At 72.0% G+C, this 11939-nt stretch carries 9 protein-coding genes; 4 read left to right on the top strand and 5 right to left on the bottom strand.

Annotation, left to right across the window (positions count from 1 at the left end; genetic code table 11):
• Positions 1-753: LysR family transcriptional regulator (locus AOJ26_RS11775; RefSeq protein WP_053848195.1), on the bottom strand; the 753-nt coding region annotated here is incomplete at its 3' end.
• 80 nt (positions 754-833) lie between these two features.
• Between AOJ26_RS11775 and AOJ26_RS11770 the strand changes: the two genes are divergently transcribed.
• Both AOJ26_RS11770 and AOJ26_RS11765 read left to right on the top strand, forming a co-directional pair.
• A complete protein-coding gene (locus AOJ26_RS11770; protein WP_053848194.1) occupies positions 834-1799 on the top strand; it encodes a DMT family transporter in 966 nt (321 codons plus the stop codon).
• A complete protein-coding gene (locus tag AOJ26_RS11765; protein WP_053848193.1) occupies positions 1760-2281 on the top strand; it encodes a YbaK/EbsC family protein in 522 nt (173 codons plus the stop codon). The genes AOJ26_RS11770 and AOJ26_RS11765 overlap by 40 nt, the downstream gene beginning before the upstream one ends.
• A 67-nt stretch (positions 2282-2348) precedes the next feature.
• Here the strand turns inward: AOJ26_RS11765 and AOJ26_RS11760 are convergent, their stop codons facing one another.
• The 4 genes from AOJ26_RS11760 to AOJ26_RS11745 all read right to left on the bottom strand — a co-directional run bounded on the left by AOJ26_RS11760 (position 2349) and on the right by AOJ26_RS11745 (position 6723).
• Positions 2349-3071 carry a 3'-5' exonuclease gene (locus tag AOJ26_RS11760; RefSeq protein ID WP_053848192.1) on the bottom strand — a complete coding sequence of 241 codons (723 nt, stop codon included), beginning with the start codon at positions 3069-3071 and terminating at the stop codon, positions 2349-2351.
• A 109-nt stretch (positions 3072-3180) separates the two neighbouring features.
• Positions 3181-4425, bottom strand: coding sequence for an SAV2148 family HEPN domain-containing protein (locus AOJ26_RS11755; protein WP_078959853.1), 1245 nt, complete (start codon positions 4423-4425; stop codon positions 3181-3183).
• 104 nt (positions 4426-4529) lie between these two features.
• Positions 4530-5846 carry a copper amine oxidase gene (locus AOJ26_RS11750; protein WP_053848190.1) on the bottom strand — a complete coding sequence of 439 codons (1317 nt, stop codon included), beginning with the start codon at positions 5844-5846 and terminating at the stop codon, positions 4530-4532.
• A 58-nt stretch (positions 5847-5904) separates the two neighbouring features.
• On the bottom strand, positions 5905-6723 hold the full coding sequence (locus AOJ26_RS11745) for a hypothetical protein (protein WP_053848189.1): 819 nt from the start codon (positions 6721-6723) through the stop codon (positions 5905-5907).
• A gap of 196 nt (positions 6724-6919) precedes the next feature.
• Here AOJ26_RS11745 and glgX point away from each other — a divergent pair, with 196 nt between their 5' ends.
• Together glgX and treY are read left to right on the top strand one after the other, a co-directional pair.
• Positions 6920-9052, top strand: a complete 2133-nt coding sequence (gene glgX, locus AOJ26_RS11740) for a glycogen debranching protein GlgX (RefSeq protein ID WP_053848188.1) — start codon at positions 6920-6922, stop codon at positions 9050-9052.
• 326 nt (positions 9053-9378) lie between these two features.
• Positions 9379-11733, top strand: coding sequence for a malto-oligosyltrehalose synthase (treY, locus tag AOJ26_RS11735; RefSeq protein WP_053848187.1), 2355 nt, complete (start codon positions 9379-9381; stop codon positions 11731-11733).
• The last annotated feature ends 206 nt before the right edge of the window (positions 11734-11939 follow it).

Genomic DNA, 11939 nt, shown 5'->3' with positions numbered 1-11939 from the left:
GTGGCGGCGCATCGTCCAGCGGGGCATCAGCGCCAGGCCGCCGCCCGCCGCCACCGCCTCCGCGGCCACCGCGAACTCGTTGATGCGGTGGGCCAGGTGCAGGCGGTGGCCCGCCGCCGCCGCGATCGCCTCGACGGTGGCCATGACCGGGAACCCGTCGTGGACGGTGATCCAGGGTTCGCCGGCCACGTCCGCCGGGGTCACCCGGCGCCTTGCCGCCAGCGGGTGGCCGGCGGGCATGGCCACGTCCAGCGGCTCCCGCAGGAGCGTCGTGGCCGTCACCGTGGGCGGCCAGACGGGGGCGTGGTCGAGGCGGTGGGCCAGGACGATGTCGTACTCGCGGGTGAGGCGGGGGAAGTCCTCCTGCGGGACGTCCTCGTCGGCGAGCCTCGGCACCGGGCTGCCGGGGGCGGCGAGGGCGCGCAGCAGCAGCGGGAAGAAGGCCGAGCCCGCGCTGTGGAAGGCCGCCACCGAGACCTCGGCGTCGGGCCGGTCCACGAACTCCTCGACCGTGTGCCGGGCCCGAGCCAGCGCCGTCTCGACCTCGACGGCCGCGCCCGCCAGCGCCTGCCCGGCGTCCGTGAGCACCAGCCGTCGGCCGTCGCGCTCGGTCAGCGGCACCCTCACCGACCGCTGCAACAGCCTGAGCTGCTGCGAGATCGCCGACGGGGTCACCAGCAGGGCCTCGGCGACCGCCGTGACACTGCCCAGCTCGCCGAGCTCCCGCAGGATCCGGAGCTGTCGTTCGTCCATCACGACAGTGTAGGAGAACTAAAAGATCGTTGAAGAGAGTGGTTCTGGGCTTCAGAGACGGAAAAGTGCAGGGTGGGTGGGTGTCCGACGCCCGCCGTACCGACCTGGTACTCCTGCTGGTCGCGATCGTCTGGGGTTCGAGCTATCTCTCCGCCCAGACCGCGATCTCCGCCCTCCCCGTCCTGCTGGTCCTCTTCGCCCGCTACGCCCTGTCCGCGCTCGCCTGCCTGGGAGTCGTCGCCTCCCCCGGACGGGGGCCGCGCCGGTGGACCCGTGAGGAACTGCGGGCGGGCGTTCCCCTGGGCCTCACCCAGGCCGCCGTCCTGGTCGTCGAGACCTACGGCGTCGCCCACACCAGCGCCGCCAATGCGGGGCTCATCATCAGCCTGACCATCGTCCTCACCCCCCTCCTCGACCGCACCGGCCACCCGGGCGGTCTGCCGCCCGTGTTCTACGCGGCCGCCGGTGTGTGCGTCCTGGCCGTCGGACTCCTCATGGCGGGCAACGGCTTCCACGCGCCCCGCCTCGGCGACCTGCTGATGCTGGGGGCCGCGGTCGTCCGGGCCGGCCATGTCGCCCTCGTCGGCCGGCTCACCGCGGGCCGGGCGGTACGGCCGCTGCACCTCACCACCGTGCAGACCCTCGTCGGCACCGTCCTGTTCCTCCCCCTGGCCGCCCGCGACCTTCCGGCCCTGGCCCGCGCCGACACGGCGACCTGGACGCAGCTGCTCTACCTCGCCCTGTTCTGCAGCGTGTTCGCCTTCCTCGCCCAGACCTGGGCGGTGCAGCGCACCTCGGCCAGCCGGGCCAGTCTGCTGCTGGGCACCGAGCCGATCTGGGCCGCGGCGGCGGGAGTCGCCCTGGGCGGCGAGCACTTCACCGCCCTGACCGGACTCGGGGCGGTCATGATGATCACCGGCACCTACTGGGGACAGTCCGTGGAACGCGCCCACCGCACAACCGCCCTGCCCCGCACCGAAGTCCAGCCCACCGAAGAGGACACCCGATGCCCGGCGACGACGCCTACGACACCTACGACCGTCTGATCTCCCTGCTCGACACCTCCGCCGTCGACTACGAGCTGATCGACCACGCGCCCGAGGGCACCACCGACGCCGTGTGCGCGCTGCGCGGGCACCCCGCCTCCGAGGCCGCGAAGTGCATCGTGCTGCGGGTCAAGGTGGACCGCCGGACCACCCGCCACGTCCTCGCGGTCGTCCCCGGCGACCGGCGGGTGGACCTGGACGCGGTCCGGGCGCTGTTCGCCGCGCGCTACGTCGGGTTCAGCGACGCGGAGACCGCCGAACGGCTGGCCCGCGCGGTCCCGGGCACGGTGCTGCCGTTCAGCTTCGATCCCGAACTGGAGGTCGTCGCCGATCCGGAGGTCGTGAAACAGCCCCGGCTGTACTTCAACGCCGCGCGGCTCGACCGGTCGCTGCGCATGTCGGGGCCCGACTACGAGCGGTTGGCGAAGCCACGGGTGGAGGCTGTCGCGGGCCCTCCGCTCCCGGACGCGCCGGCGGAGTGACGCGCGACGGTCCGGCTCGCGACGGGGTGACGCGTGCCGGGGTGACACCTGCCGGGGTGACGCCCTCTCACACCGTCTCGTCGGCCGGCTCGCGCAGCGGCCAGGTGCCGTCGACCACCGCCGTCGCGTCGCCCTTGCGGCGCAGGAAGTCCTGGAAGTCCGCCGCCCACTCGGCGTACCACTCGATCTGACGGCGGTGCAGGTCCGCCGGGCCGAGACCCGCGACCTTGGGGTGCCGGACGGCTATCGCGCAGGCCAGCCTGGCCGCGGCCAGGGCGTCCGCGCCGGCGTCGTGAGCGGTGTCGAGGGCGATGCCGTACTCCGTGCAGACCGCTTCGAGGTTGCGCTTGCCGCGACGGTAGCGGTCCACCGAGCGGTCGATGGTGTACGGGTCGATGACCGGTGCCGGGTCGAGACCGCCCAGGCGCTCACGCAGCGACGGCAGGCCGTACCGGCGCAGTTCGGCGGAGAGCAGGCTCAGGTCGAAGGCGGCGTTGTAGGCGACCACCGGGACGCCCGTCTTCCAGTAGGTCGCGAGGACGTCGGCGACGGCGTCGGCGACCTGGTCGGCGGGGCGGCCCTCGGCGGCCGCCCGCTCGTTGCTGATGCCGTGCACCGCCACGGCGTCCGCCGGGATCTCCATGCCCGGGTCCGCCAGCCACTCCCGGCGCCCCAGCGGCTGCCCGTCCCTGACCTCGACCACGGCGGCCGTGACGATGCGCGCCTCGCGCGGATCGGTGCCGGTGGTCTCCAGGTCGAAGCCGATCAGCAGCTCTCGGTGCCAGCCCATGGGCGGTCCCCCTCCTCGGTGGTGCTTTCCCCCAGTGGTCCCCACCTTCCCATGCGCCACTGACAATCAGAGGACCGCGTTCCGCTTGGCGCCCCGCCCGGTGGGACGTTCAGGACACCGGCCGCGAATCCGCCCAGTTCGTCTCGAACTCCTCGCGATAGGTCGGGAAGAGGCCGCTGTCGTCCACGTCGCCCGCCTTGACCACCCGGTTGCCGTTGCGCAGTACGAGGACCGGTGCCTCCATCCCCCGCGACCGGCGCAGATAGGACTGCACGACCGCGATGCCGTCCGAGCCGTCGCCGTCCACGAGGTACGCCGTGAAGCGCGGGGTGTCGTCGTAGACCTGGATCTCGAAGGCGCCCGGGTCGCGCAGCCGGGACCGCACCCGGCGCATGTGCAGGATGTTCATCTCGACGGCGCGGCTCAACTCGCCGCGCTTCATGCCCAGTTCCCGCTCACGCCGCTTGACGGCGCTGGAGGCCGGGTTCAGGAACAGCAGCCGCACCCGGCAGCCCGCCTCGGCCAGGCGCACCAGGCGGCGCCCGGAGAAGTTCTGCACGAGGAGGTTGAGGCCGATGCCGACGGCGTCGAGGCGACGGGCGCCGCCGAAGATGTCCTCGGCGGGGAACTGGCGCAGCAGCCGCACCCGGTCGGGGTGCACGGCGACCACGTCGGCGTACCGATCGCCGACCAGGTCCTCGACCGCGTCGACGGGCAGTCGGCGCGCTGACGGCACGTCGCCGCCGGCACCGAGCATCTCGAGCAGCTTGGCGGAGGCGCGCTCGGCCTGGCCGAGGACCGCCTCGGACAGGGCCCGGTTGCGGGAGACGACGTTGCGGGTCACCTCCAGCTCGTCCAGGGCCAGTTCGACGTCCCGGCGGTCGTCGAAGTAGGGCTCGAAGCACGGCCAGTGCTGCACCATCAGCTCGCGGAGCTGGGGCAGGGTGAGGAAGCTGAGGACGTTGTCGTCGGCGGGGTCGAGCAGATAGCCCTTGCGGCGGCTGACCTCGCGGACCGCGACCGCGCGCTGCACCCACTCCTGTCCGGCGGGGCCGGCGGCCGCGACCACCCAGTCGTCGTGGCCGTGGACGGGTTCGTAGATGGGACGCAGAACAGCGGCCACGACGGCTCGCAGCCGCTGTTCGACGAGGTTCAGCCAGATGTAGGCCCGGCCGGCCCGCTGTGCGCGCGTCCGTACCTCGCGCCAGGCGTCGGCGTCCCAGTCCAGCTCCGGCCCGATCGTCGCTCCCGCGTCCATCGGCCGGGCCAGGGACACCGTGCCGGGCGGGGCGTCTGGGGAGTTCCCCTCGTGACCCTCGTCACCAGGGGGCAACTCCAGCCCTCCCGTGTCCATCCGGCTGCACCGCCTTCCGCTCCCCCGAGCACTCCCCTTGCCAACGATCAAGGAAGGGTACTCCGGGAGCGGTCGGCGGTGCAGCCGGATGGACAGGGTCAATCTCAACTACCCCATTCCCAGTGACCGTTCTGCCCCGCGAGCTCGGCCGGAGTGAGCGGATTCATAGCCGTGACGTCCCTGGGGGCGATGGAGAATCCCTGCCAGTGGACCGGCATGGGCTGCTGGTCCTCGTCCCGGGCGATGTGGTGGAAGCCCACGTTCATCCAGACGACCGGGTGCGTCAGGCTCTGGCCGTTGACCCACTTGTCGACGGACTTGCCCGCGCCTGCCCCGCAGTCACCGGTGTTGTTGCTGGCGAACTGCTCGCACGGGTTGTACTCGGTGAAGTACACGTCGTGCTTGGTGAAGGAACGGCCCGGGTACTTGGTGCTGGGCCCCGGGACGATCTCGTACGACCGCGGGTGCCAGTCCTTGTTCTTGCCGACCGCGCTGACCATGCGCCACCAGCGGTAGCTCTTGGAGTCGCCGGCGAGTTCCTTGGTGACCGGGGTGCGGGTGGTCTTGACGGTCGCCGCCTGCTGGCCCTGGGCGGCCGCGGTGACCGTCGAGTCGTACTGCTCGACCCGGTTCTTGGAGGAGCCGTCGAGGGCGAAGTCCAGGCGCCAGAAGGCGTTGTGGCTGTGGCTGGTGGCCTGGGCGCGGGGACCCTTGCCGATGGGCCAGCCGCGGCCGTCGCCGGCGTCGTAGTCCTCGTAGGAGAGGCTGCCGGTCGCACCGAGGTTCATGGTGATGGTGCCGTCGTCCGAGAAGCGCCACTCGGTCATGTACTCGTACCAGCCGACCTGGTTGACCGAGTAGACGAGCAGGTCCTTGCCCTGGGCCTGGTAGACCTTGTTCGCGCTGTCGCCCTGCATGCGGTAGGCGTGGCCGCGGGAACGGGTCGTCGTGCACAGGCCGTTGACGTCCGAGTTGTCCGGGTCCCAGGAGTCCGGGACCTTGACCTTCTTGATGGTGCCGCCGGGGCACTCGCCCGGGTCCAGGTTCATCAGGCCCTGCGCGAAGCCGAAGCCGGTCAGGTCGTCGTACTCGACGCTGCCGTCGTCGTAGGGCACGTGGATCTGGCCGAGCCGGGCACTGTTGAGGACCTTGATCGCCTTGGCCTCGCCCTTGGGCTGGTAGGAGATGTCCTCCAGGACCATGCCGGCCTTGCTGTCGTAGCGCCAGCACATCCGCCAGGTCGTGCCGCTGGCGAGCTTCTGCTCGATCTTGTAGGCGGTGCTGCACTCGGCCGCGGCCGCGGCGGCCCTCGGCTGGGCGGCGGCCGGTCCCGCGGCGGTCGTGACGCCGACGGCCAGCGCGGCCACGGACACGCCGATGGCCGCGTGCCTGCGCGCGCGGCTGATTCTGTTGACACGCATGAAGAAATGACTCCCTTGCGGAAGGAGCAGGTGGGAAAAGTGGACGGAAGGGGACCGATCAGCTCTCGAGCTTGGCGACCTTGCGGGCGCTCAGATCGATCACGAAGGCCCTGGCGTCGATCCAGGGGCCGTTCTTCACCTTCGGGAACAGCCGCACGCAGCGGTGCTCACCGCACTTGTCGAGCACGGCGGGCTGCCCGCCCGGGACCGCCCGGTACACGGCGCCGGTGAGCAGGAACTGGTTCGGGTCGGTGAGTTCCTTGCCGGTGGCGTCCTTGTAGTCGGCCTTCAGGTCCGCGCCGAGCGGGTCGGCGATCAGCAGGCTCGCGGCCTCCGTGTACTCGGCGCTGCTCAGCGGCGGCTGGACGCCGTGCTGGGTGCCGGTCGCGACGACCTTGCCGCTGTCGAGGTCGACCGTCCTGGTGACGAGGGTGTCGTCCCGGTAGTCGTAGAACGTCACGTTCGCGCGCCGGGGCGCGTCCGGGTCGTCCAGTTCGCCGGCCTTCGGGTCGGCGAGGTCCACGGTGAGGCGTTCGGGGCCGCGGTCGCCCTCGACGTCCTCACTGGTGTTGCGCAGCTGCGGGTTCACGGCGATCTGCTCGACCCGCTCGATCTCGTCGCCGGTGAGCGGGTCGCGGCCCTTGCCCTTCTCACCCTCGCCGGCCGGCGCCTGTTCGACGACGCCGGGCGCCACGGCCCCGTCCGCGCCCTGTCCCGCCTGTGCCGCGGACTGGCCCGAGGCCGCCTTGCCGCCCCCTGTGTCGTCCGCCCCCGCGGTGCCCGGCAGGGTGATCCCGACCATCACGGCGGTCCCGGCCACCGCGATCGCCGCACCTGCCACCACCTTCCCGAGGTGGCGGTGCACTATCTTGCGCACATCTTCCCCCTACTCCCCGGGCATGTCCGGGAGTATGTGTCTGCCCCAATTTGTTCGGCACAGAACGTCGCTGTCGTCGCCCTGTGCACCGGTCGATCGGTAAGAGGGACGTAAGTCATAGGTGGTTCCATCACTTTCGGGGACACTCGGGGCCTAGGGGCCCCACGCGGCGCGGGACAGCTGAAAGAGTCGTTTCATGCAGGTCTGGCCTGGAGAGGCGTATCCACTCGGTGCCACGTACGACGGCGCCGGTACCAACTTCGCGGTCTTCACGGAGGCGGCGAACCGAGTAGAGCTGTGTCTGTTGCACGACGACGGCTCGGAAACGGCGGTGGAACTGCGCGAGAGTGACGCGTTCGTCCGGCACGCGTATCTGCCCGGCGTGATGCCGGGACAGCGCTACGGCTTCCGCGCGCACGGCCCGTACGCTCCTGAACGCGGTCTGCGCTGCAATTCGTCGAAGCTGCTGCTCGACCCGTACGCGCGCGCGATCAGCGGTTCGATCCGCTGGGGCGAGGAGGTGTACGGCTACCACTTCGACTCGCCCGACAAGCGCAACGACCTCGACTCGGCGCCGCACACCATGACGTCGGTCGTGGTCAACCCGTACTTCGACTGGGGCGACGACCGGCGCCCGCGGATCGGGTACCACGAGACGGTGATCTACGAGGCGCACGTCAAGGGCCTCACCATGCGGCACCCGGGGCTGCCCGAGGAGCTGCGCGGCACCTACGCCGCCCTCGCGCACCCGGCGATCATCGAACACCTGGTCGAGCTCGGCGTCACCACCCTGGAGCTGATGCCGGTCCACCAGTTCGTGAACGACCACCGCCTGGTCGACATGGGCCTGAACAACTACTGGGGCTACAACACGATTGGTTTCTTCGCCCCGCACAACGCGTACGCCTCCTGGGGCGACCGCGGCCAGCAGGTCCTGGAGTTCAAGTCGGCGGTCAGGGCGCTGCACGAGGCCGGGATCGAGGTCATCCTGGACGTCGTCTACAACCACACCGCCGAGGGCAACCACCTGGGCCCGACGCTGTCCTTCAAGGGGCTCGACAACCCGTCGTACTACCGCCTCACGGACGACCCCCGGTACTACATGGACACCACCGGCACCGGGAACTCCCTGCTGATGCGGTCCCCGCACGTCCTCCAGCTGATCATGGACTCGCTCCGGTACTGGGTCACCGAGATGCACGTCGACGGCTTCCGCTTCGACCTCGCGGCCACCCTGGCCCGGCAGTTCCACGAGGTGGACCGGCTGTCGTCGTTCTTCGACCTGGTCCAGCAGGACCCGGTGGTCTCCCAGGTGAAGCTGATCGCCGAGCCGTGGGACGTCGGCGAGGGCGGCTACCAGGTGGGCAACTTCCCGCCGCTGTGGACCGAGTGGAACGGCAAGTACCGCGACACCGTACGCGACCTGTGGCGGGGCGAGCCGCGCGCGCTCGCGGAGTTCGCGTCCCGGCTGACCGGTTCCTCCGACCTCTACCAGGACGACGGCCGGCGCCCGCTGGCCTCGATCAACTTCGTCACCTGCCACGACGGGTTCACCCTGCACGACCTCGTCTCGTACAACGACAAGCACAACGAGGCCAACGGCGAGGACAACCGCGACGGCGAGAGCCACAACCGGTCCTGGAACTGCGGGGCCGAGGGCGAGACCGACGACCCCGCGGTGCGGGAGCTGCGCGCCCGCCAGATGCGCAACTTCATCGCCACGCTGATGCTGTCCCAGGGCGTGCCCATGATCAGTCACGGCGACGAGGTCGCGCGCACCCAGCGCGGCAACAACAACGCCTACTGCCAGGACAGCGAGCTGGCCTGGGTGCAGTGGCCGGAGGAGATCGGCGACGGGGCCACGGGGCTCGGCGCCGAGCTGCTGGCCTTCACGCGCGCGATGGTGTGGCTGCGCAAGGACCACCCGGTCTTCCGGCGCCGCCGCTTCTTCCACGGGCGGCCCGTGGAGGGCACCCACGACGAGCTGTCGGACATCGCCTGGTTCACTCCCCAGGGCAAGGAGATGACCCAGCGCGACTGGGACCGGGCGCAGGCCTCGGCGCTGACCGTCTTCCTCAACGGCAACGCCATCTCCGAGCCCGGCACCCGCGGCGAACGCATCACCGACGACTCGTTCCTCCTGATGTTCAACGCCTCCCCCAAGACGCTCGACTTCGTGGTCCCGGTCAACCACGGCCGGCAGTGGGAGGTCGTCGTCGACACCGCCCGCCCGGACGGGGTGCCGCCGGGCACCGGGGCGAAGGTGCAGGCCGGGGACCGGCTGACGCTGGTGGACCGCAGCATGACGGTGTTGCAGCGGCCCGTGTAGCCGGGGGTGTGTCCGCGCTCCGGTGGGCGGGTACGCGGGCGGGGAGGGTCGGTGCGGTGCGCCCGGGGTACGAGGTCGGGCGCACCGGGGGTGGAGGACGGGACCGTGCCGTCGTGCTAGGCGTCGGGACGGGACCGTGCCGTCGTGCCGTGGGTCCAGGCGTCGGGACGGGACCGTTTCGTCGTGACGACCCGGTGCCGTCACGACGAGACGGTCCCGTCCGCGCCCTCGCGTCCCGACGGCACGGGCCCGTCCCGACGTCCCCGCCCCGCGCACATGGAGCACCCGGTGACACGAAAGGCCGCAGGAGGGGTACGTACGTCTGCATGACACCTGAGCGAACCGACCCGTCGGCGCCGACGGCCACGTACCGCCTCCAGTTGCAGCCCGAGTTCCCGTTCGCGGCCGCGGCGGCGGCCGTGCCGTATCTGGCCTCGCTGGGCGTCTCGCATCTGCATCTGTCCCCCGTGCTGGAGGCCGTCCCGGGGTCGAGGCACGGCTACGACGTCGTGGACCACGCGCGCGTGCGCGAGGAACTGGGCGGCGAGGACGGGCTGCGAGCACTGTCGCGCACCGCGCGGGAGCACGGGCTCGGACTGGTCGCGGACATCGTGCCGAACCACATGGCGATGGACCCGCGCCACAACCGCGCCCTGTGGGAGGTCCTGCGGGAGGGCCCGAAGTCGCCGTACGCGCGGTGGTTCGACATCGACTGGGAGGTGCAGGGCGGCCAGGTGCTGCTGCCGGTGCTGGGGGGCCCGCTCGGCGCGGAGCTCGGCAACCTCACGGTGGACGGCGAGGTGCTGCGCTACTACGACCACGTCTTCCCGCTTCGCGAGGGCACCGGGGACCTCCCCCTGCCGCAGCTCCTGGACGCGCAGTGGTACCGGCCGGTGTGGTGGCGGCTGGCCCGTACGGAGCTCAACTACCGGCGTTTCTTCAGCATCTCGGAGCTGATCGGGGTGCGGGTCGAGGACCCCGAGGTGTTCGAGGCCACCCACGGCAAGATCCTCCAGTTGCTGCACGAGGGGGTCGTGGACGGACTGCGGGTCGACCACCCCGACGGCCTCGCGGACCCCGACACGTACCTCCGGCGCCTGCACGAGGCGACCGGCGGGCGCTGGACGGTCGTGGAGAAGATCCTCGCGGACGGGGAGCACCTCCCGGCGCCCTGGCCCGTGGCGGGGACGACGGGGTACGACGCCCTGAGGCACATCGACGGGCTGTTCACGGATCCGGCGGGGTTCGGGGAACTCCTCGGCCAGTACCGGAGTTTCGCGGCCCCGCAGACCGACCGCGGCGGCGACTGGGCCGCGACGGCACGGCGGGCGGCGTACAAGGTGATCACGCACGAGCTGGCGGCCGAGACCGACCGGCTGACCAGGGTGGCGGCACGCGTGTGTGCCACGTCCCCGGAGCCGGCGCTGCGCGACCGGGCGCCCTGGGCGCTGCGCACCGCGCTCCAGGAACTCCTGGTGCGGATGGAGGTCTACCGTCCCTACGGCTCCTCGGACGCCGCCTCCGTCGTCACCGAGGAGGCCGCGGCCGAGGCCCGGCTCGCCTTCGTGGTCCCGGAGGAGGCGGGCGCCGTCGACGTCGTACGGGATCTGGTGCTGGGGCGGGCCGGCGACGGGCCGGACCACGTGGAGTTCCGGACGCGGTTCGCGCAGACGGCGTCGGCGCTGCGGGCGAAGTCGGTGGAGGACACGGCGTTCTACCGCTATGTGCCACTGCTGTCGGCGACCGAGGTGGGCGGGAACCCCGGGAGCCCGGCAGTACCGCCGGAGGAGTTCCACGCCTACTGCACGCGCGTGCAGCGCGACTGGCCGCTGACGGGAACCGTGGTGTCGACGCACGACACCAAGCGCAGTGCCGACGTGCGCGCGGCCCTGGCCGTGCTCACCGAGTGCCCGCAGTGGTGGGCGGACACGCTGGCCGAGGTGACCCGCACCGGCGAGGGCGTGCCGGACGCGCAACTGGCGTGGGCGGCCTGGCAGACGGTGTTCGGGCTCGGCCCCGCAGCCCCGGAGCGGGTGCAGGAGGCCCTGCTGAAGCACGTGCGCGAGGCGGGGCTGTACACGAGCTGGACGGAGCAGGAACCGGCGTACGAGGAGGCGGTGGCCCAGTTCGTCGCGGCCGGGCCGTGCGGGCCGCAGGGCGAGCGGGTGGCCGCGTTGCGCGCCCGTCTCGATCCGCACATCCGGGCGAACGAGCTGGGCACGGCCCTGGTGCAGCTGACGATGCCCGGCGTGCCCGACGTGTACCAGGGCACGGAGGGCCGGTACCTGGCACTGGTGGACCCGGACAACCGGCGGGCCGTGCGGTTCCCGCCGCGGGACTCCGGTGACAAGGACGCGCTCACGGCGGCGGCGCTGCGGCTGCGCCGTCGCCGGCCGGACGTCTTCGGCGACGCGGCGACGTACACGCCGTTGGCCGCGGAGGGGCCCGCGGCGGCGCACTGTGTGGCGTTCGCGCGCTCCGGGGAGGTGGTCACCGCGGTGACCAGGCTGTCGTTGCGGCTGGCGCAGGCGGGCGGCTGGCGGGAGACGGTGCTGCCGTTGCCTCCGGGTGTCTGGCGTGACGTTCTGGTGCCGGAGCGGGAGTTCTCCGGGCACGCGCGCGTGGCGGAGCTGCTGGGCGAGTCGCCGGTGGCGCTGCTGGAGCGGGTTGCCGCGGACTGACCGGGCGCGGACTGACCGGGCGCGGGCGGGCGGGGCCGGTGCGGCCGTCCGCGGCCAGGTCTCGCGCAGGACTTCGTCGCGCGCCGGGGAATGTCCTCGCGACCCTGTCGGGGGTGCTCGGCGAGGCGTTCCTGACGCCGGCCGGGCGCGGGCTGCTCCAGCGGTGACTCCGGGCCGCCACCAGGGCCGCGGGGGCGTGCGCAGCC

The sequence above is a fragment of the Streptomyces sp. NRRL B-24085 genome, from assembly GCF_001282115.1.
Taxonomy (GTDB): Bacteria; Actinomycetota; Actinomycetes; order Streptomycetales; family Streptomycetaceae; genus Streptomyces.
This window is presented reverse-complemented; position numbering and strand designations above follow the sequence as displayed.